This is a genomic window from Arthrobacter sp. 05T444, from assembly GCF_056395905.1.
Genome location: NZ_JBFTKK010000009.1, coordinates 73,618 through 92,402 on the forward strand (window position 1 = coordinate 73,618; position 18,785 = coordinate 92,402).

18 protein-coding genes are annotated in these 18,785 nt (G+C 66.0%); 8 read left to right on the top strand and 10 right to left on the bottom strand.

Annotated elements, in window-relative coordinates; genetic code table 11:
* The first annotated feature begins 83 nt into the window (after window positions 1–83).
* The gene (locus AC1DD3_RS10800; protein WP_476881666.1) at window positions 84–725 is read left to right on the top strand and encodes an FAD-binding protein; all 642 of its coding nucleotides are present in this window, start codon (window positions 84–86) and stop codon (window positions 723–725) included.
* A gap of 5 nt (window positions 726–730) precedes the next feature.
* Here the strand turns inward: AC1DD3_RS10800 and AC1DD3_RS10805 are convergent, their stop codons facing one another.
* Window positions 731–1,384 carry a copper resistance CopC family protein gene (locus AC1DD3_RS10805; protein ID WP_476881626.1) on the bottom strand — a complete coding sequence of 218 codons (654 nt, stop codon included), beginning with the start codon at window positions 1,382–1,384 and terminating at the stop codon, window positions 731–733.
* 108 nt (window positions 1,385–1,492) lie between these two features.
* On the opposite strand from AC1DD3_RS10805, the gene AC1DD3_RS10810 reads away from it, so the two are divergent.
* The gene (locus AC1DD3_RS10810; protein ID WP_476881627.1) at window positions 1,493–2,935 is read left to right on the top strand and encodes an NCS2 family permease; all 1,443 of its coding nucleotides are present in this window, start codon (window positions 1,493–1,495) and stop codon (window positions 2,933–2,935) included.
* A gap of 172 nt (window positions 2,936–3,107) precedes the next feature.
* A complete protein-coding gene (gene hutG, locus AC1DD3_RS10815; protein ID WP_476881628.1) occupies window positions 3,108–4,073 on the top strand; it encodes a formimidoylglutamase in 966 nt (321 codons plus the stop codon).
* Window positions 4,074–4,129: 56 nt separating this feature from the next.
* On the opposite strand, the gene AC1DD3_RS10820 is transcribed toward hutG, so the two are convergent.
* Window positions 4,130–6,373: a transglycosylase domain-containing protein gene (locus tag AC1DD3_RS10820; protein ID WP_476881629.1), complete on the bottom strand. Its 2,244-nt coding sequence runs from the start codon at window positions 6,371–6,373 to the stop codon at window positions 4,130–4,132.
* Window positions 6,374–6,618: 245 nt separating this feature from the next.
* Here AC1DD3_RS10820 and AC1DD3_RS10825 point away from each other — a divergent pair, with 245 nt between their 5' ends.
* On the top strand, window positions 6,619–6,879 hold the full coding sequence (locus AC1DD3_RS10825) for a hypothetical protein (RefSeq protein ID WP_476881630.1): 261 nt from the start codon (window positions 6,619–6,621) through the stop codon (window positions 6,877–6,879).
* Window positions 6,880–7,009: 130 nt separating this feature from the next.
* Here the strand turns inward: AC1DD3_RS10825 and AC1DD3_RS10830 are convergent, their stop codons facing one another.
* From AC1DD3_RS10830 to AC1DD3_RS10845, 4 genes are all read right to left on the bottom strand, one after another.
* On the bottom strand, window positions 7,010–7,246 hold the full coding sequence (locus tag AC1DD3_RS10830; protein ID WP_230119588.1) for a hypothetical protein: 237 nt from the start codon (window positions 7,244–7,246) through the stop codon (window positions 7,010–7,012).
* Between the two features lie 163 nt (window positions 7,247–7,409).
* Complete coding sequence (hutH, locus tag AC1DD3_RS10835; RefSeq protein ID WP_476881631.1) at window positions 7,410–9,002, bottom strand: histidine ammonia-lyase; 1,593 nt, start codon at window positions 9,000–9,002, stop codon at window positions 7,410–7,412.
* A 118-nt stretch (window positions 9,003–9,120) separates the two neighbouring features.
* Window positions 9,121–10,818 carry a urocanate hydratase gene (locus AC1DD3_RS10840; protein ID WP_230119586.1) on the bottom strand — a complete coding sequence of 566 codons (1,698 nt, stop codon included), beginning with the start codon at window positions 10,816–10,818 and terminating at the stop codon, window positions 9,121–9,123.
* Between the two features lie 125 nt (window positions 10,819–10,943).
* Window positions 10,944–11,201: a hypothetical protein gene (locus AC1DD3_RS10845; RefSeq protein ID WP_354962161.1), complete on the bottom strand. Its 258-nt coding sequence runs from the start codon at window positions 11,199–11,201 to the stop codon at window positions 10,944–10,946.
* A gap of 85 nt (window positions 11,202–11,286) precedes the next feature.
* On the opposite strand from AC1DD3_RS10845, the gene AC1DD3_RS10850 reads away from it, so the two are divergent.
* Window positions 11,287–12,816, top strand: coding sequence for an amino acid permease (locus tag AC1DD3_RS10850; protein WP_230119585.1), 1,530 nt, complete (start codon window positions 11,287–11,289; stop codon window positions 12,814–12,816).
* 54 nt (window positions 12,817–12,870) lie between these two features.
* Here AC1DD3_RS10850 and AC1DD3_RS10855 read toward each other — a convergent pair whose 3' ends face one another.
* On the bottom strand, window positions 12,871–13,704 hold the full coding sequence (locus tag AC1DD3_RS10855; protein ID WP_230119584.1) for an IclR family transcriptional regulator: 834 nt from the start codon (window positions 13,702–13,704) through the stop codon (window positions 12,871–12,873).
* Between the two features lie 360 nt (window positions 13,705–14,064).
* Between AC1DD3_RS10855 and AC1DD3_RS10860 the strand changes: the two genes are divergently transcribed.
* Complete coding sequence (locus AC1DD3_RS10860) at window positions 14,065–14,319, top strand: hypothetical protein (protein ID WP_230119583.1); 255 nt, start codon at window positions 14,065–14,067, stop codon at window positions 14,317–14,319.
* 43 nt (window positions 14,320–14,362) lie between these two features.
* The gene (locus AC1DD3_RS10865) at window positions 14,363–14,557 is read left to right on the top strand and encodes a helix-turn-helix domain-containing protein (RefSeq protein WP_230119582.1); all 195 of its coding nucleotides are present in this window, start codon (window positions 14,363–14,365) and stop codon (window positions 14,555–14,557) included.
* Between the two features lie 21 nt (window positions 14,558–14,578).
* On the opposite strand, the gene AC1DD3_RS10870 is transcribed toward AC1DD3_RS10865, so the two are convergent.
* The 3 genes from AC1DD3_RS10870 to AC1DD3_RS10880 all read right to left on the bottom strand — a co-directional run bounded on the left by AC1DD3_RS10870 (window position 14,579) and on the right by AC1DD3_RS10880 (window position 17,682).
* Window positions 14,579–15,496, bottom strand: coding sequence for a hydroxymethylglutaryl-CoA lyase (locus AC1DD3_RS10870; protein ID WP_476881632.1), 918 nt, complete (start codon window positions 15,494–15,496; stop codon window positions 14,579–14,581).
* On the bottom strand, window positions 15,496–16,767 hold the full coding sequence (locus AC1DD3_RS10875; RefSeq protein WP_476881633.1) for a CaiB/BaiF CoA transferase family protein: 1,272 nt from the start codon (window positions 16,765–16,767) through the stop codon (window positions 15,496–15,498). Before AC1DD3_RS10875 ends, AC1DD3_RS10870 begins: the two co-directional genes overlap by 1 nt.
* A 117-nt stretch (window positions 16,768–16,884) precedes the next feature.
* A complete protein-coding gene (locus tag AC1DD3_RS10880; RefSeq protein WP_476881634.1) occupies window positions 16,885–17,682 on the bottom strand; it encodes an IclR family transcriptional regulator in 798 nt (265 codons plus the stop codon).
* Between the two features lie 259 nt (window positions 17,683–17,941).
* Here AC1DD3_RS10880 and AC1DD3_RS10885 point away from each other — a divergent pair, with 259 nt between their 5' ends.
* The gene (locus AC1DD3_RS10885; RefSeq protein WP_230119578.1) at window positions 17,942–18,781 is read left to right on the top strand and encodes an ABC transporter ATP-binding protein; all 840 of its coding nucleotides are present in this window, start codon (window positions 17,942–17,944) and stop codon (window positions 18,779–18,781) included.
* Window positions 18,782–18,785: the final 4 nt, after the last annotated feature.

Sequence of the window (18,785 nt, forward strand, 5' to 3'; positions counted from 1 at the left end):
TCTGCTTGCTGGGGCAGCGGACCGTGCAGGGCACGGACGCCCTGCGCTTCGAAAATCTCGAGGAGGAAGCTCTAGTGTCAAGCATGCCCGGTCTCAGCGGAGCTGAACGGACCACCACTGTGGTCATCGGCGCCGGCCTTCCCGGCCTGGCAATCGCCACCGAGCTTCGGCGGCGAGGGGTGGACTCCATCATCGTGAGCGGGCTGGAGTCCCCGGGCGGCGGCCAGACGTCCCAGACGGCACCCCTTCAACGGTGCGACGCGGCCGATGGCTCTTCGCGGGAGGAGCGCAACGAGATCCTGCGCCACCTTCGCAACTATGCTTCCAGCCACCAGCTGGACATCCGCAGCGACACCTCTGCGGTGCTGCTGGATAAGATGGGATCCGGGACAGCCGGACCCACCCTCCACCGGTGGGCCGTCCACACCCCCGACGGCGTACTGCTGGCGGACCATATCGTGCTCACGCGCTGCGCCAACAGCCAGCTCCGCAGGATGCTCACTGATCTCGGCATCTCGGTGGGCCAGAACCTGGTGGCTGCCATGCGCGCCATCGGCATCTATCTGGTGGGGGTGGGCGGGCTCATCACCCCGACACCCAAGGAAGTACTCCGCCAGGCCAAGGTGGTGGGCCAGGCCATCTCGGCGAAGGTTCACCCGGACAGCGTCCCCTCAGTCCTCACGGGAAGCTTCGCGGCCCTCCCGGCCTCCGTCCAAGCCGTGTAACCCGGCTACGACGACCGGCCTCCCGGTCGCGCCCCGGTGCCCTCGCCTTCGGAGTCAGCCGCATCCCCCGCGCCGGAATCCTCGTCGTCGCTCCCGGTCACGAGCCTGCGGCGAGCGAGGACACCGAGTGTAACCAGCAGCCCCAGCGCCACGGCTGCGAACACCACCAGGCTCCACGGGAACGGTTCCGAGGCGTCCGGCACCTTGTCCGGAGCCGGGGTGATTCCCGGCTGGGGTGTGCCTGCCGTGGGAACCGGGGCGGCCGCCGTCGAGCCTGCCGCCCCGGCGGTTGCAGTGAAAGTGAAAGTCCCTTCAATGGGGTGCGAGTCCGAACTGACCACGCGCCAGACCACTGTGTACTTGCCCGCAGGCGCGCCGTCCCGCAGCTTCTGCGAGGCCACGTTGTCAACGATCTCCACCTTGCCGTCTGCCCAGTCGCCTCCGGACGCGTCGCTGACCTTGATCTGCGAGCCCAAGCCGAGCGGGTTGTTGTTAAACGTGACGGACACCTTCGCGGGAGGCGTGGCCACGGTGGCACCCGCGGCCGGGCTGCTGGACTCGGCGGCGTCATGGGCTGAGGCCGGGCCGGCGCTGAAAAGCATCGCGGCAAAAGCGACGGCGCCCAGTACGGCGATGAGCAGCTGGCGGGTGGAACGCATGGGCGGATTTCTCCTCGTGTTGGCTTCCTTACAGACTAGGCGAATTTGCCTGGGAGGATCCCTGCAACCCAATAGGATTCAACCAACCCCAAAACTCCCGGAGGACTAATGCTTAAGCAGGGCTCTGCACTGGACCGGTATTTCAAGATTTCCGAACGGGGGTCCAACTTCTCCCGCGAGATCCGCGGCGGTTTTGCCACGTTCTTCGCCATGAGCTACATCGTGGTGCTGAACCCGCTGATTCTTTCCGGCCCGGATTCCTCCGGCGCCACGCTCGGCTTTCCTGCCGTGGCTGCTGTCACCGCATTCGTGGCGGGCATCCTCACCATCCTCATGGGCGCCTGGGCCAAGCACCCGTTCGCCATGGCCACGGGACTGGGCGTCAACGCATTCGTGGCCGTCACCGTGGCCACCAACCCGGGGCTGAGCTGGCCGGACATGATGGGCCTGGTCCTGCTGTCCGGCGTCACCATGCTGATCCTGGTCCTCACCGGATTCCGCACCGCGGTGTTCAAGGCTGTTCCGGACGGACTCAAGACGGCGATCGTGGTGGGCATCGGCCTGTTCATCGCCCTGATCGGGCTCGTCAACGCCGGGTTCGTGCGCCGCATCCCGGATGCGGCCGGCACCACTGTCCCGGTGGGCCTGGGCTTTGACGGCAAGCTCCTGGGCTGGCCCACGCTGGTATTCGTGTTCGGCCTCATCCTGACCATCGGCCTGCTGGTCCGCAAGGTCAGGGGGGCCATCCTGATCGGCATCATCGCCTCCACCATCCTCTCCGTCATCCTCGAATTCACCCTGCACATCGGCCCGAGCTTCGACGGCAAGAACGTCAACCCGCAGGGCTGGTCCCTCGTTGCCCCCACGTTCACGGAGTGGGCTGCCCCGGACCTGTCCCTGATTGGCAAGGCCAACCCGCTGGGCGCCTTCGAACACTTGGGCTTCATCGCCGCGACGCTGCTGGCGTTCGTGATCCTGCTGAGCATCTTCTTCGACGCCATGGGCACCATGGTGGGCCTGGCCAACGAGGCCGGAACCGTGGACAAGGACGGCAACATCCCCAACGTTGACCGGGTGCTGCAGGTCGACGCACTCGGCGCGATCGTGGGCGGCGGCGCCTCCGTGTCCTCCAACCAGATCTTCGTGGAGTCCGGCGCAGGCATCGGGGAAGGCGCGCGGACGGGCCTGGCCTCGATTGTGACCGGCCTGCTGTTCCTGGTGGCCATGTTCTTCACGCCGCTCATCAACCTGGTGCCCTTCGAAGCCGTGGCCCCCGCCCTGGTGGTGGTCGGCTTCATGATGGTGGCCCAGGTGGGCAAGATCGACTGGAAGGACTGGGGCATCGCCCTTCCGGCCTTCCTGACCTTTATCCTGATGCCGTTCACGTACTCGATCGCCAACGGCCTGGGCGCGGGCTTTATCGCGTATGTGCTGGTCCGCACTTTCCAGGGCCGCGCACGGGACGTTCACCCGCTCATGTGGGCCGTCGCCGCCGCGTTCCTCCTGTTCTTCGGCATCGGCACCCTCGAGCACGCCCTGGGCATGGCCTAACCGCGTTCCCTTTCGCCGAGGTGGCATTTGGCGGCAGTGTTTCCGAGACATTGCCGTGAAATGCCACCTCGCCGTTTAAGCCGGGTTGGCCCGGGGGCGCGGTTCCGGGATTTCAGACAGGACGACGGCGGCCTGGCTGGCTTTCGCTGACTGCATGCGGTGAGCTTGAAGCATGGATTTTCCCGCGCTTTCCGTCAATGCCCAGCCCCAGCCCTGGACGGGGCGTTTCGACGGCGACGGCGATGCGCACCGCCGGTGGTGGCAGGCGGTGGCCCCTTACGCGGCGGCCGCCGGCGGAGCCACCGCTCCAGACAAGGCTGCCCGCCCGGCAGTGATCCTCGGCTTCTGCAGCGATGAGGGCGTGCGGCGCAACAAGGGCCGGACCGGCGCCGCCCAAGCTCCTGCCGCCATCCGGAAGGCGCTGGGGCCCCTGGCCTTCCACCTGCGCAGGCCTGTCCTTGACGCCGGGGACGTCGCAGTCACGGACCGCGGACTTGAAGCCGGACAGGCCCGGGCCGGGGCGGCTGTCGCAGCACTGCTCGACGCCGGCAACCTCACCGTACTGCTGGGCGGCGGCCACGAAACCGCCTTCGCTAGCTACCTCGGTGTGGCCGGCTCCGAAGCCGTCCGAGGGGGCAAGCGGCTCGGGGTCCTGAACCTGGATGCCCACTTCGATCTCCGCGACGAAGCCGCGCCCAGCTCGGGCACGCCGTTCCTCCAGATGGCCCAGGCGGAAGCCGCCGCGGGGCGCGAACTGAAGTACGCCGTCGTCGGCATCTCCGAACCGAACAACACGCGTGCACTGTTCGACACCGCCCACCGCCTCGGAGTGGAATATCTCCTGGATGAGGACTGCACGGCGGACGCGGTGCACGCATTCGTTGCGGACTTTCTTGCTGACATTGATGTCCTGTACCTGACCATCGACCTCGACGTGCTGCCGGCGTCGGTTGCCCCCGGGGTGAGCGCGCCGGCGGCGTTCGGCGTCCCGCTTCCGGTGATCAGCGCTGTGTGCCGCCAGGCCGCTGCCAGCGGGAAGCTGCTGCACGCGGACGTGGCGGAACTCAACCCGGCACTGGACCTCGACAACCGCACGGCCCGCTTGGCGGCGCGGCTCGTCAACACCCTGCTGGCGTAGGCCAGCGGGCGGGTCCGCAAGTCACGTCAGCAACGTTCAGCACCGTTCGGCACCGTTCAGCGGCGCGGGGCCGGCGTGGCAGGCCGACTCGGTGCCGGGCTGGCGGGCGGGCGGGCAGGTTTAGTTGCGGGCGGCCGCGGAGCGGGGGGAGGCTTCCTGACCATTGCAGCGGGCGGCTTGGGGAAGGCAGCCGCCGGGTACAGGCTGGCCACCTTGAGCATGTAATTTGCCCACTGGGGGCCGGCGATCATGTATCCGTCGATGCGGCCGTAGAACTTTCCGTTGATGGTGAGGTTCCTGCCGGGCCGCTGCTGACCCTCCAGCGCGTCGCCGAAGAAGGACGCTGTGGCCAGCCCGGTGGTGTAACCAAGGACCCACGTGGCGCCGTTGCTGTTGTTCGTTCCTGTCTTGGCCGCGACGGGGACCCGGCTTTGGACCTTGGGGTTGATGTAGATGCCCGATCCCACCTTAAGCACATCCTGAAGCGCCGCATTCACTCCGCGGGCCACGTCCTTGTCTACGGCGTCACGGCAGCTGGGGGCCTGACCCGGCAGCGGCTGGCCGGCAGCGTCCGCCACCCGCAGGACCGCGAACGGCTCACAGTAGCGGCCATCGGCGGCGAAAGTCGCGAAGGCATTGGCCATGTGCAGCGGTGCCACGCCGGTGGCGCCCAGCAGATTGCCCAGCTGGTGCATGTTGACCGGGGCGCCGTCCAGGCCGCTGTGGATGCCTACGGCGTCGACCATGTTCTGGATCCCGCAGAAGTCCAGCTGCGCCGCTGAGGCAAACGTGGCCGTGTTGATGGAGTTGTACAGTCCGTAATTGACGGGCATCTTCCGGTAGTAGCCGTCCGAGGCGTTCTGAAGGTCGTCGGCGGCTTCCAGGCCGGCCCTTCGCTGTTTCGTGCTGTAGGCGCCGAGCACTTTCCCGCAGGAAGACCGCCAGCGGAATCCCAGCGGGTACTCCCGCTTTGAGGCGTTCACCGTCTCCGTCATGGTCCTGCCCTCGTGCAGCCATTCGGCGAAGGTGAACGGCTTCATGGTGGAACCCGGCTGGAAGCCGCCAGCGCCGTTGAGGTCGTTGCCGTTGACGTCCTTGGAATCCACGTTGAAGTTCAGCTGGCTATCGAATTTCCCGCGCTGGGGAAGGAACACCGTATTCTGCGCCATGGCGAGGATCTTGCCGGTTCCCGGCTGGACGGAGACCAAGGACGAGCCCCACTTGTCCGGATTGGCCCCGGCCGTCGAGTTCACCTGTGCCTGCGCTGCCGCCTGCAGCCTGCTGTCCAAAGTGGTGGTGATGGTCAGCCCGCCACGGTACAGCTTTTGCTCGCGTGCCTGGGTGTCCGGGCCAAACGCCGGGTTGTTCAGGATCAGATGGGTGACGTAGTCGCAGAAGTACGGGGCTATCGCGGCGGCGGCACAACCCTGCCGGGACGGCCTGACCTTCAGGCCCACGCCGGACGCTTTGGCGGCGTCATGCTGTTTCTTGGTGATCTTGCCCTGTTCCAGCATCGCGTCCAGGACCTGGTTGCGCCGCTTGACGGAGTTCTTCGGATTGGTCACCGGATCATAGAAGCTGGGGCTGTTGACCAGCCCGGCCAGCAGGGCCGACTGGGGCAGGGTGAGTTTGCTGGCCGGAACGCTGAAGAAGTACTGGGCGGCCGCCTCGATGCCATACGCGTTGCGGTTGAAGAAGACGATGTTGAGGTAGCCCTCGAGGATCTGGTCCTTCGTGTACTTCTTTTCCAGCGCCATGGCGAGCCGCATCTCGCGCAGCTTGTCCCCCATGCTCTTCTGGCCGCTGAGGACCACCTGGTCCTCGCGTCCTGCGGATATCAGGGACTCGTTGGCCACGTTGGTGACGTACTGCTGGGTGAGGGTGGACGCCCCCTGCCGCTCTCCGCGGGTGATGTTGCTCGTCAGCGCCCGGAGAACACCCTGGGTGTCCACTCCGCTGTGCTCGTAGAAACGGCTGTCCTCGATGGCCACGAGCGCGTTCCTGATGAACGGGGACATGTTTTTGAGCGGGACCCGCACCCGGTTTTCGTCATAGAAACTGGCGATCAGCTTTCCGTCCGCGGTCACCATCCTGGTGGTTTGCGCCGGCGTTTGCACCGCCAGATCGGTTGGAAGGCCGTTGAAGTAGGAGATCGACCGGCTCACCCCGGTGCCGGCCAAGGCGGCCGCCGGCACGATGAAGCTTGCCACCAGGACCCCACAGATACAGCTCACGACCACGAACCCGAGCATCCCCGCCAGGGCCCGGGCTGCCCGGGACAAAAACCTCTTCAGTGCCATGCTTCCAGCTCACCACGCATCCCGCTTGATTTCAGGATACGCGCCGCCCGTTACCCGATCCACATCCGGCCGCCCCGGCCGGCGGGCGCTCCAATCCGGCCGCTAATCCGGCGGTAACGTGACGCGTGAAAAGGACGAGACAATGCCGGTCAAGCCGGCTGTCAAATGCCAGTCATCTTACGTCTGACCCAATGGGCGGGTAGAATAGTCTCCGGCATCGGCACGAATCACAGAAAGTTTGGCACATGAGCACAGCAACAATGGAGCGCCCAACCGCTTCGTCTTCCGCGTTAGGCTCGTCGGCTTCCCGGTCCATCCACCTGGCCTTCACCAGCGCGGACCAGGTCCACGAGGGCTTGGAAAATGCGGTTGAAGCCCTGATCGGAGCAGCTGCCCAAGAAGGCACCTGTGGCATCCGGGTGACCCGGCTTGAACCCGGCCGGTACACCGTCGCCCTCGACGATTCCGTCCCCTTTGGCGAAACCCACGAGGACATCGCAGCTTAACACGCAAAGAGCCCCCGCCCCTGGTCTCGCCCCGCTGAAAAGCGGGCGGTCCCAGGGCCGGGGGCTCTCTTGTGCCTAAACCCTTCTACTGACGGGTCCTGCCACGTGCGTTAGGTCCGGACCACGTGCGTTAGGCCCGGCGGACCTGCACGCCGTCGGACTTCATGTAGGGCTGCGTCTCCGAATGCCCGCTGCCTACGAGCCAGAGAACGTTGCCGCTCCGCGAAATCTCCTCAACCTCGCCTGCCGCAATGACATGCGCATGCTTGAGGATTTCGACCCGCTCGCCCGGCCGCAATGATCCCCAGTTGGAAACCGTTGCAGCGTGTGCGATGCGCCTGGACAGGACTGCCCCGCGTGCTTTCATTTGAACTTCTACCCCTTTGTGGATGTTCTTCCGCCACAGCATCGTCGATGTGACTTTCACTACACCTTCAGTTCTACTACACTCGGCGGGCTCGTTCCCGGAGCGTTGCAGAGTATTTCGGCGGCGCCGGGAAATGTTTCCCGGCGCCGCATATTGTTCTGCCTCAGGCGAGGATTCCGACGGCTGATTCGGCTGCCGCCCGCACCTCGCCGGACGCCACGAGAAGATCCGCCGCTTCCAGTTCCGGCGACAGGAACCTGTCCGTCCCCGGACCGTCGACGACGTTTCGCAGCGCGGCGACGACGGCGGTACCGGCCGGACCCGGAGTCAGTTCGCCGCCGGAAAGCTGCGTGCGCATGTCGATGGCCCGGGCAGACGTCACGAGTTCGATCGCCAGGACACGGCGCAGGTTCTCCACTGCCTTCCGGAGCTTGCGTGCGGCATGCCAGCCCATGGACACGTGGTCCTCCTGCATGGCGGAGCTCGGAATGGAGTCCACCGAGGCCGGAACCGCAAGCCGCTTGTTGTCAGAGACCAGCCCCGCCTGCGTGTACTGCGCAATCATCAGCCCCGAGTCCACGCCCGGATCACCGGCGAGGAATGCGGGCAGGCCGTGGGAGCGTGCGGGATCCAGCATGCGGTCCGTGCGCCGTTCGGCAATGGAGCTCAGGTCGGCCACAGCGATGGCCAGGAAGTCCAGCACGTACGCCACCGGAGCGCCGTGGAAGTTGCCGTTGGATGAGACGCGTCCGTCCGGAAGCACCACCGGATTGTCGATGGCGGCTGCCAGTTCGCGCGAGGCCACGAGGGCGGCGTGGTCCACGGTGTCCCGGACCGCCCCGGCCACCTGGGGTGCGCAACGCAGCGAGTACGCGTCCTGCACCTTGGAGTCCCCCACCCGGTGGGAGGCCACAATCGGGGAATGGGACAGCACCCGCAGCATGTTGTCCGCGCTGGCAGCCTGGCCCGGGTGCGGCCGCAGGGCCGCGTGGAGTTCGGGCAGGAACACCTGATCGGTGCCGAGCAGCGCCTCGACGCTGAGGGCGGCGGTGATATCCGCCGTCGTCAGCAGTTGCCGGATGTCCGCGATGGCCATGAGGAGCATTCCGAGCATGCCCTCGGTGCCGTTGACGAGTGCCAGGCCCTCCTTCTCCGCGAGCGTGACGGGTGCGATCCCGTGTGCGGCGAGGAGGTCGGCGACCGGGCGGCTGCCTTTGGCTCCGTAGAGCTCGCCGTCTGGTCCCGTCGCCTCGCCCTCGCCCATCAGCACGAGCGCGCAGTGCGAAAGAGGCGCGAGGTCGCCCGAGCAGCCCAGCGAACCGAACTCGCGGACGACGGGGGTGATGCCTGCGTTGAGCACGTCCACCATCGTCTGCAGCACCACCGGACGGACACCGGTGCGGCCGGACGCGAGGGTCTTGGCCCGCAGGAACATGATGCCGCGGACCACTTCGCGCTCCACGGCAGGGCCCATGCCGGCGGCGTGGCTGCGGATGAGCGATTTCTGCAACTGGGTGCGCAGCTCATTGGGGATGTGCCGGTTGGCCAGAGCCCCAAAGCCCGTTGAGATTCCGTATGCGGGGACGTCGCTGGAGGCGAGGTCGTCGATGTGGGCCCGGACCTTGGCCACCGTCTCAAGCGCTTCGGTGGAGATGGTCACCTTCGCGTCGTGGCGCGCGACGGCGACGACGTCCTCGGGGGTCACTCCGCTGGAACCGAGGGTGACGGTCAGGGGTGCTTGCGTTGTGATGGTCATTGATATCTACCTAGGTCTAATTGTTAGCCGGTCCTCCGATCGATTGCTCCGTAACGGCCCTTTTCAAGGCTCAAAACGGCACCTACGGAGCAATCGACGAGGTTTTCGCGAGCTGGGGTTAGCGGGATTCTGACATGGGGATGCGGACGCCGCGTTCCTTGGCGACTTCGACGGCGCGGTCGTAGCCGGCGTCGGCGTGGCGGATGACGCCCATGCCGGGGTCGTTGGTGAGGAGCCGTTCGAGTTTCTGCGCGGCGAGGTCGGTGCCGTCGGCGACGGAGACCTGGCCGGCGTGGATGGAGCGGCCGATGCCGACGCCGCCGCCGTGGTGGATCGAGACCCAGGTGGCGCCGGAGGCGGTGTTGAGCAGGGCGTTGAGCAGCGGCCAGTCGGCGATCGCGTCGGAGCCGTCGGCCATAGCCTCGGTCTCGCGGTACGGGGAGGCCACGGAGCCGGAGTCGAGGTGGTCGCGGCCGATCACGATGGGGGCCTTGACCTTGCCTTCCTTGACGAGCTGGTTGAAGAGCAGGCCGGCTTTGGCGCGTTCGCCGTAGCCCAGCCAGCAGATGCGGGCCGGCAGGCCCTCGAACTCGACGCGCTCGGCGGCGGCGTCGATCCAGCGGTGCAGGTGCTTGTTCTCCGGGAAGAGTTCCTTGATGGCCTTGTCCGTGACGGCGATGTCCTCCGGGTCACCGGAGAGGGCGACCCAGCGGAACGGGCCCAGACCCTCGCAGAACAGCGGGCGGATGTAGGCCGGGACGAAGCCGGGGAATTCGAAGGCACGGGGATAGCCGCCCTTGCGAGCCTCGTCGCGGATGGAGTTGCCGTAGTCGAACACCTCGGCGCCGGCGTCCTGGAATTCGACCATGGCCTGGACGTGCCTGGCCATCGAGGCCTGGGCCTTCTTGGTGAAGCCTTCAGGATCGGCGGCGGCCTCGGCCTGCCATTCGGCCACGGTGATGCCTTCGGGCAGGTAGGACAGGGGGTCGTGGGCGGAGGTCTGGTCGGTGACGATGTCGACGGTGAGCTCGCCGGCGTTGTGGCGGCGCAGGATCTCCGGGAAGACCTCGGCGGCGTTGCCGACGTAGCCGACGGACCAGCCGCGGCGTTCTTCCTTGGCCGCCAGGACCTTGGCGATCGCGGCGTCGAGGTCAGTCTCTACTTCGTCGAGGTAGCGCTTGCCGGCACGGCGGCGCAGGCGGGTCTCGTCGACGTCGACAATCAGGCAGGCGCCGTCGTTCAGCGTGACGGCGAGGGGCTGGGCGCCGCCCATGCCGCCGCAGCCGCCGGTGAGCGTCAGGGTGCCGGCGAGTGTGCCGTTCTCATCGCCGGTGAGCTTGCGGGCGATGGCCGCGAAGGTTTCGAAGGTGCCCTGCAGGATGCCCTGGGTGCCGATGTAGATCCATGAGCCGGCGGTCATCTGGCCGTACATCATCAGGCCCTCGGCCTCGAGCCGGCGGAACTCGGGCCAGTTCGCCCAGTCGCCCACGAGGTTGGAGTTGGCCAGGAGCACGCGCGGCGCCCACTCGTTGGTGCGGAAGACGCCGACCGGCTTGCCGGACTGGACCAGCAGGGTCTCGTCCTTCTCCATGGTCTCCAGGGTGCGGGTGATGGCATCGAACGCGGCCCAGGACCGGACCGCCCGGCCGGTGCCGCCGTAGACCACAAGGTCATCCGGGCGCTCGGCGACTTCCGGGTCCAGGTTGTTCATGAGCATGCGCAGGGGGGCTTCCGTCTGCCAGGACTTGGCGGTGAGCTCGGTGCCGCGGGCTGCTTTGACCGGGCGGGCACCGGTGGTGAAATCGGCGGGTGCCATGGTGGCTCCTTCGTGTTGCTGTTTTGGGAGAGCGGAGTGCTTCTGTATCTACTAAAGCCCCTCCCCGGCGGCGTAAACAGGGGTTTCAGAGCGCACCTGTCCGGTATTCCAGACAAGGCCGCTCATCAAAAACCATGGCAGGAAGGTAGGTACACGTTGTCGCTGAAACAATCCCGTGAGTCCCACGCCGTGCCGAGGTCCATGGTTTCGTCCGCCACGATCCGGGCATGCTGCCATGAAATGCTGCCCGCCTGCAGCGCGGATGGTGTCATCTGCAGGCCGGCCGTCAGGACGGAGGCCTCGTACAGCAGGGCACTGGCGGCGCTTTCACTGACCGTCAGGACACAGGCGACCTCAGCAGGACAGTCTGAAATAGAAGACACGAACTGCCCGTGAGCCTCATCACAGCTTCGCCAAACATGGTCTGCTGGATAGCGATCCCCCTCCCAATGACGAGAAGGTATTCGCATGCAACAAGCCCCAACAGCAACCAAGCCGGCACTGGACGGAACCGACGGAAAACCCGCCGGGACCACTGGCACAGCAGTCAGCGCCGCCGTCGAAACCGTTCTGCACCGTGGTCTCAACGTCCGCCACATCCGCTTTATGGCCCTGGGGTCGGCAATCGGCACGGGACTGTTCTACGGCTCCGCTTCCGCCATCCAAAAGGCCGGTCCGGCCGTGCTGCTGGCCTACATGATCGGCGGCGCGGCGGTCTTCATGGTGATGCGCGCCCTCGGTGAAATGGCCGTGCGGCATCCCGTTTCCGGCTCCTTCGGCCAGTACGCCAGCCGGTACCTGGGCCCGTTCGCCGGTTTCGTGACCGGCTGGACCTACGTCTTCGAGATGGCGATCGTGGCCATTGCTGATGTCACGGCATTCAGCATCTACATGGGCTTCTGGTTCCCGGAGGTTGAACGCTGGATCTGGGTCCTGGCCATCATCTTCTTCCTGGCCGCACTGAACCTGCTGAGCGTCAAGGTTTTCGGCGAGTTGGAGTTCTGGTTCTCCCTGATCAAGGTTGCGGCCATCATCGGCATGATCGCCGGCGGCGCCGCCATCATTGTCTTTGGCTTCCACACCGGAGGGTCCACGGTGGCTCCCGGGCTGGGCAACCTCGTCGGACACGGCGGCCTTTTCCCCAACGGCTTCGAAGGGCTCCTTGCCTCGTTCGCCGTCGTGATGTTCGCCTTCGGCGGGATCGAAACGATCGGCATCACCGCCGGTGAGGCGGCCGACCCCAAAAAGGTGATCCCGAAGGCCGTCAACACCGTACCCGTCCGCGTGCTCCTGTTTTATGTGCTGACCCTGGGTGTGCTGATGAGCCTGTTCCCGTGGAACGAAATCGGCAGCGGCGGCAGCCCGTTTGTACAGATCTTCAGCGGGCTGGGCATTCCGGCCGCACCGCACATTCTTAACGCAGTGGTGATCACGGCGGCGCTGTCCGCGATCAACAGTGACATCTTCGGGGCCGGGCGCATCCTGTTCGGCCTGGCGCGCCAGGGCCACGCCCCACAGAGCTTCGCGAAGGTGTCCCGCCACGGGGTGCCGTGGATGACGGTGGTGATGATGACCGGCATTCTGCTGGTGGGCGTGGTCCTGAACGCCGTCATTCCGGAGGACGTCTTTGTGCTGATCGCCTCGATCGCCACCTTCGCCACAGTGTGGGTCTGGGTGATGATCCTCGCCTCCCATGTTGCGATGAAGCGCGAGATCGCCCGCAGCGGCCTCCCGGCATCGGAATTCCCTTCCCCCTGGTGGCCGGCGGCGTCGGTCCTGACCATCGGCTTCATGGCCGTCGTGATCGCCGTCCTGGGAGTTTTCGAAGACACCAGGGTGGCGCTCTACGTGGGCGCCGTCTGGCTGGGCCTGCTGTTGCTGGCCTACCGCTTGTGGGTCCGCGGCCATGGCCTGGCCCGCGCGGAGCTCGTGGATGAGACCGCGTCCCTACCCGTGGTGGACGCGGCCAGCGCATCCTCCACACACGCCCGGCGGTAAAACGTTCCGCCGGGCAACGCACAGGCGCCCGGCCGCCGCCCGCCCGGCGCCGGACTACTGCGCCGGGCGGCCGTGGATCCGGACCGACAGCTCGTTGGCCACCCTCTGCACCCGGGCGGCGAGCGCCGGCCACTGGTCCGCCGGCAGTTTGTCCTCGAGGAACGTGACGGCGACTGCCGCCGTCGGCCATCCCAGGTGATCCGTGACGGCGGCGGCGATGGAGCCGAAGCCCGGCGTGACTTCACCATGTTCCGTGGCATAACCGCGCTGGCGGACCTGGTCAAGATGCGAGGACAGCGCCGAGTATTTCATGATGGCGCCCTCCACCTCGTGCCGGGCGCTGAACGCGGCAGCGTTCGGATAGAGCGCCCGCACCTGGGACTTCGGCAGCGCAGCAAGGATGGCACGGCCGCTGGCGGTGAGATGGCTCGGAAGCCGGACGCCGACGTCGGTCACCAGCGACGGCCGGTTCTTGGCCCGCTCCTCCACGATGTACAGGACGTCGCGCCCGTGCAGGACCGCGAGGTGCGCGCTTTCGCCGATCGCGTCCACGAGCGAGGCCAGCACCGGCCGCCCCAACCGGGACAGCGGTTCCTGCCGCGAATACGCGGAACTGAGCTCGAAGGCGCTGATGCCGAGGCCGTAGCGCTGCTCCTCGTGGAGGTGCAGGACGAAGCCGTTCGCCTCCATCACGCCGAGGAGGTGATAGACGCTGGAACGCGGCAGTCCCAGGGCGGTGGCAATGTTCGACGCCGCCATCGGCCCGCGTTTGGAGGCCAGCAGTTTGAGAATGCGAAGCGTATTTTCTGCCGCCGGGACTTTCGACGCCGCCTTCGCCGCCTTTACCGGAGCCGCTGCTTCCCTTTGCAGGGGTACGACCGCTGTCATTTTTCCTCCGTCGTTCAGGTTCCGGAATGAAGTCGAGTCCGGGATACCGTACTTAATCGTGCACCTTCCGCCGGTTATAGGTATCAGGCTGAGGCGCCAAGGTGTCTGGAATGCCAGACGGCGCTCAGCGGAGCATCCCACGCCGTTCCGGCGCAATTGCCTCCACAGGCAGGTAGTACCCATGAGACCAAGTGTTGCCGCTGGGAAAATTGGGGTAGTTGCTACTCGTGTGCCTCTTGGGTGCGCTGTCTAGTGTTGTTCCCACGGTGCACCCCGGCTTGGAGAACTCTCCGACAATCGCTACCGGATCCGCACCGCCAGTGAATCGACGAATGGTCACACTGCGAAGGAGTGGTTCCGATGACCCAGTTCACCGCCGAAGCCCCGGCTACCTCCATCCGAGCCGGACGGCTGTCCGGTTTCCTGAGTAAAACACTGAGCCGCGCACGGACGGCGGCCATCCCCTACAAGATCGGCGACGCAGTGGTGGGCGATGACCCATTCAACGGCCGGCGGGAAGGCATCGTGGAGCTGAGGAACGGCAATTCCGTGGGGTTGAGGTCCTCCGGGCGCGTGTACTTCTACGATTACCGGCAGCTGAGGCGGCCGGAGTAGCCGACAGCGTCCCGTCCCGGCCCTACAAAGGAGTGCGTTTTCCATGTCCATTGCAAACTTACCCACCGCCTACCTGACCATCGCAGAAGTCGCCGCGGCGATGCGGGTGTCGAAGATGACCGTCTACCGGCTGGTCAAGTCCCGGACGCTGGCCTCCGTCCGCTTCGGGAAGTCCTACCGCATCCCGGAATCGATCGTGGAGGACTACATCCGGCAGTCCGGCGCACCGGCAGATTAGCAGACCTGCTGATTAGCGGGCTCAGGCAGCCTTCGGAAAGACCCCCGCGCCCGCTAGCCCGGAGCGGGGCGCCGTCCCCACTTTGGCGCAGATCCAGCGGCCGAGTTCCGTGGCGCGCACCGGATCAATGGACGTTTCGAACCCGGCACGCCCCAGCATCCACGCCAAGTCCTCGGTGGAGACGTTGCCGGCGGCACCGGGGGCAAAGGGGCAGCCGCCCAGGCCTCCTACCGCGCTGTCGAACACCCCGACGCCGGCCGCCATCGCCGCGTACGTATTGGCCAGGGCGGTGTGGCGCGTCTCGTGCAGATGCGCCCGCAGCCGCACGTCGGTTTCCGAGCGCAGCCCGGCAAACACCTCGCCGACCTGCCACGGGACGGCGCAGCCAATGGTGTCTGCGAGCGCAACCTCAGCCAGCATCGCGCGCTGCAGTGCGCTGCGGACCACCGAGAGGGTCTGCTCCTGGGACACGTCGCCCTGATAGGGGCAGCCAAATGCGACGGCGGCCGTCACTGTGAGCGGAATCGAAGCCGCGGCAGCGATCGAGGAAACTTCCTCCAGGGAGTCGAGGGCCGCGGCCACGGTGGTGTTCTGGTTTGCGGCGGCGAAGGCGTCCGTCACCGGCAGTACGTAGTTCATCTCGTCCACGCCCGCGTCAACGGCACGGACGGCACCCCTGGTGTTCAGGACCAGCCCGATGAAGCTCGCACCGGTATCCCGGGGCACGCCCGCCATGACCGCATCCGCGTCCGCCATCTGCGGGACTTTCCTTGGGTTTACGAAGCTGACGGCCTCAATCCGGCGGGCACCCAGGGAGATGAGCTCGTTGATGAGCCGCAGCTTGTCGTCGGTGCTGACGGGCACCTTCTCGTTCTGAAGTCCGTCCCGGGGACTGACGTCCACAATGGAAACGGCCCGTGCGGCCTGTACATCGTTCATCAGATGGCACCTTCGTCTTTGGCGTCCTGCAGTTCCTTGTCGGAGAGCCCGAGGAGCCCCTCGTAGATGTCCCGGTTGTGGGAGCCCGGCGTCAGCGGGCCGCTCCAGCCGATCTGCCCCGTGCTCCGCGTCAGCCTGGGAATGATCCCGGGCTGGACCACGGTACCCAGCTGTTCGTCCGGCACGTCCACCAGCATTCCCCTGGCGCGAAGCTGGGGATCCTCGAAGATGTCCTCGATGCTGCTGACCGGGCTGTTCGGTACGGAGTGCCGGTCCAGGAGCGAGGTCAGCCCGTCATGGCTGTAGCCGGCCGCCCATTCGGCAATCAGGGATTCCAGCTCTTCCTGGTGCGCGCCCCGCGCCGCGTGGTTGCTGTAGCGCGGGTCCGACGTCAGTTCGGGGCGTCCCATGGCGGCAGCAAGCCGCACGAAGACCGAGTCCTGGTTTGCGGCAATCACCACCCACTTGCCGTCACTGGAACGGAAGATGTTCGACGGCGCGATCCCCTTCAGCCCCGAGCCGCTGGGTCCCGGGACGACGCCGGTTGCCGCGTAATCGGGCACGGCGCTTTCCAGGAGTGAAAAGCATGCTTCCACGAGGGACACGTCCACCACCTGGCCCGTTCCTCCCCGCGCGTCCCGCCAGTACAGGGCCAGCAAAATGCCCTGCAGGGCATAGAGCGACGCCAGGCTGTCCCCGAGCGAGATGCCGGTGCGGGGAGGTGCCTGGTCCGGATAGCCGTTGAGGTAACGCAGCCCTCCCCGGGCCTCGGCCACGGAGGCGTACCCTGGCTTTTGCGCATCCGGTCCCGTCTGGCCATAGCCGGACACCCTGGCAATGATGAGCCCGGGATTTACCTTCCAGAGTTCCTCGGGGGCAAGGCCCAGCTTCTCAAGCGTGCCGGGACGGAAGTTCTCCAGGATCACGTCAGCTTCCTGGCAGAGTTCCAGGAAAAGCTCGCGTCCGCGCGGCGATTTCAAATCGAGCGTCACGCACTTCTTCCCGCGGGACTGCACGGACCACCAGAGCGTGTGCCCATGAACCCGGGCCCTGCCCCATTCCCGCATCGGGTCCGGCCTGTCGGGCGATTCGATCTTGATGACTTCCGCACCGAAGTCGGCAAGTTGACGGCCTGCGAAGGGACCCGCAATCAGGGACCCGAGTTCAAGGACACGCACGCCGGCCAGGGGCCCGGGGGCGTGCCGCATGGCGGGCTCGGTGGCGGTGCCGGGCTCGTCGCCTCGCGTGCCGGTCTCGGAAGCGTTCACCATTGGGGACTCCTGTTCTGCCGGCGTCGGCAAAAATCCGTGGCAGGCGTCACAGATTCGGTTAGCAGGGAGCCTATTGAGCAGTTCTCCTCGGGCGCCAGACTATTTCATATTGTGGACCTAAATCCACGATGTGGATAGCCCTTCCCGTGGAATTGTTCCCCCGATAACCCGCGTCGACTCTTCCGCCGCGGCAAGAACGGGCTCAACCCAGGAGGCGCAGACGTCGTACGGCATCCTCAAGGCGGGACCCATGACGGTGAGCGCCCCATACAGTTCGGCCTGTGGCCCAAAGACCGGGGCCGAGATTCCGCTCGCGCCAGAGACGCGCTCGCCGGTGGTGATGGCGAACCCGTCAGCCTTGGTCCTGGCGACTGCTGCCTCGAGGTTGGCGGCGTCAGTGATGGTCTGGTCCGTCAGCGAGCGGAGCCCGGAGCGGTAGACCTGATCGGCCACGTCCGGGTTCCACGCCAGGAGGACGCGCCCTGCGGCACCCACATGCAGCGGCATGATTTCGCCCACCTGCACCACCCTCCTGAGCATTCGCCGCGTCTCCGCCAGCGCTATGCATACCCGCTTTCCCTGCGACTCCCGGAAAACGCAGGCAGTCTCACCGAGCTCATCACGCAATCTCCGCAGCACGGGCGTCAGCAGTTCAAGGAAGTCCAGACCCTGGGTGGCCGGGGCGGCCCAGTGGGCCATCCGGACCCCCACGCGGAATCTGTCCCCGTGCCGGTCCAGGATGCCCTCCTGCACCATGTTCGCCACGAGGCGCTGGACGGTTGAGTGGGGCACTCCGGTCGCGGCCCGGATCTCCGCCAAGGACAGCTCTGGCTGGGCGAGGGAAAAAGCGTCCAGGATGGACGTGATCTTCCGGAGTACCAGCAAAGGCGTCGCCGATGATTCGTTGGGGCTCATGGACAAAGTGTATGAGCCCGCGGTTCAGGCGCTGGCCCATTGGTCCGCTTGGCCATCAAACTCCCGCCGGCCGTTGAGTGTGACCCGGGTTACTGCTAGCATCAGGTCCACATCATGATGGTGAACCCACGATGTGGCAATCCAGGCCCAGCTCGTCAGAGCCGACGCAGCGGGGCTGGAGTCGACGCACAAAATGTCCGACCGAGTAAGAATCAGCAGCGATAACAATCGGCCACCCCCGGCCGGAAAGAGTGCAATGATGCCAGCTGCACAGGCAGACACGTCAACGTACGCGGTGGAACTCACTGGGTGCACCAAACAGTTCCCCACGCCCGGGGGTGAGACCTACTTCGCCGTCCGCGACATCAACCTTAAAGTCGAGCCCGGCAGGTTTGTCTCGATTGTCGGTCCCACCGGTTCCGGCAAGTCCACCATCCTCAACATGGCGGCGGGGCTGCTGAACCCGAGCACTGGCGACGTGAAGAGCTTTGGGGAACCCGTGAGCGGGGTGAACCGACGGGCCTCGTACATGTTCCAGCAGGACCCCCTCCTGCCATGGAAGACGGTGCTCGACAACGTGAGCCTCGGCCTGACGATGGCCGGCGTGCCGAAGGCGGAAGCCCATTCGGAGGCACGGCGCTGGCTCGAGAAGGTTGGCCTCAAGAATTTCGCGGACCGCTATCCGCACCAGCTCAGCGGCGGCATGCGCAAGCGCACAGCCATCGCGCAGGCCTGGATCGTCAACCCGGATGTCCTGCTCATGGACGAACCATTTTCAGCACTCGACGTGCAGACCCGCCAGATCATGGAGAACGAACTCCTTCAGCTGTGGCAGGAATCTGGCAAGGCGGTCGTCTTCATCACACACGACCTGGACGAAGCCATCGCCCTTTCCGATGAAGTGGTGATCCTCGGGGCGGGTCCCGGAAGCACCGTGGTGGGAAGCTACGAAATCGACATCCCGCGCCCCCGCGACCTGCTCGACATCCGTGATGACCCGCAGTTCGTTGCCCTGCACCGCGAGATCTGGGGCAGGTTGAAGATCGAAGTCTCAAAGACGTACGAAACGGCAATGGCGGAAGAGGGCGAAGTCGCGTGACTCT

What these genes read in the sequence shown, in the direction of transcription:
- AC1DD3_RS10870 (WP_476881632.1), bottom strand. Translation starts at nt 15,496, where the DNA reads ATGAACGATGTACAGGCCGCACGGGCCGTTTCCATTGTGGACGTCAGT.
- AC1DD3_RS10805 (WP_476881626.1), bottom strand. Translation starts at nt 1,384, where the DNA reads ATGCGTTCCACCCGCCAGCTGCTCATCGCCGTACTGGGCGCCGTCGCT.
- AC1DD3_RS10820 (WP_476881629.1), bottom strand. Translation starts at nt 6,373, where the DNA reads ATGGCACTGAAGAGGTTTTTGTCCCGGGCAGCCCGGGCCCTGGCGGGG.
- AC1DD3_RS10825 (WP_476881630.1), top strand. Translation starts at nt 6,619, where the DNA reads ATGAGCACAGCAACAATGGAGCGCCCAACCGCTTCGTCTTCCGCGTTA.
- AC1DD3_RS10810 (WP_476881627.1), top strand. Translation starts at nt 1,493, where the DNA reads ATGCTTAAGCAGGGCTCTGCACTGGACCGGTATTTCAAGATTTCCGAA.
- AC1DD3_RS10865 (WP_230119582.1), top strand. Translation starts at nt 14,363, where the DNA reads ATGTCCATTGCAAACTTACCCACCGCCTACCTGACCATCGCAGAAGTC.
- AC1DD3_RS10880 (WP_476881634.1), bottom strand. Translation starts at nt 17,682, where the DNA reads ATGAGCCCCAACGAATCATCGGCGACGCCTTTGCTGGTACTCCGGAAG.
- hutG (WP_476881628.1), top strand. Translation starts at nt 3,108, where the DNA reads ATGGATTTTCCCGCGCTTTCCGTCAATGCCCAGCCCCAGCCCTGGACG.
- AC1DD3_RS10885 (WP_230119578.1), top strand. Translation starts at nt 17,942, where the DNA reads ATGCCAGCTGCACAGGCAGACACGTCAACGTACGCGGTGGAACTCACT.
- AC1DD3_RS10860 (WP_230119583.1), top strand. Translation starts at nt 14,065, where the DNA reads ATGACCCAGTTCACCGCCGAAGCCCCGGCTACCTCCATCCGAGCCGGA.
- AC1DD3_RS10840 (WP_230119586.1), bottom strand. Translation starts at nt 10,818, where the DNA reads ATGGCACCCGCCGATTTCACCACCGGTGCCCGCCCGGTCAAAGCAGCC.
- AC1DD3_RS10800 (WP_476881666.1), top strand. Translation starts at nt 84, where the DNA reads ATGCCCGGTCTCAGCGGAGCTGAACGGACCACCACTGTGGTCATCGGC.
- AC1DD3_RS10850 (WP_230119585.1), top strand. Translation starts at nt 11,287, where the DNA reads ATGCAACAAGCCCCAACAGCAACCAAGCCGGCACTGGACGGAACCGAC.
- AC1DD3_RS10855 (WP_230119584.1), bottom strand. Translation starts at nt 13,704, where the DNA reads ATGACAGCGGTCGTACCCCTGCAAAGGGAAGCAGCGGCTCCGGTAAAG.
- AC1DD3_RS10875 (WP_476881633.1), bottom strand. Translation starts at nt 16,767, where the DNA reads ATGGTGAACGCTTCCGAGACCGGCACGCGAGGCGACGAGCCCGGCACC.
- hutH (WP_476881631.1), bottom strand. Translation starts at nt 9,002, where the DNA reads ATGACCATCACAACGCAAGCACCCCTGACCGTCACCCTCGGTTCCAGC.
- AC1DD3_RS10830 (WP_230119588.1), bottom strand. Translation starts at nt 7,246, where the DNA reads ATGAAAGCACGCGGGGCAGTCCTGTCCAGGCGCATCGCACACGCTGCA.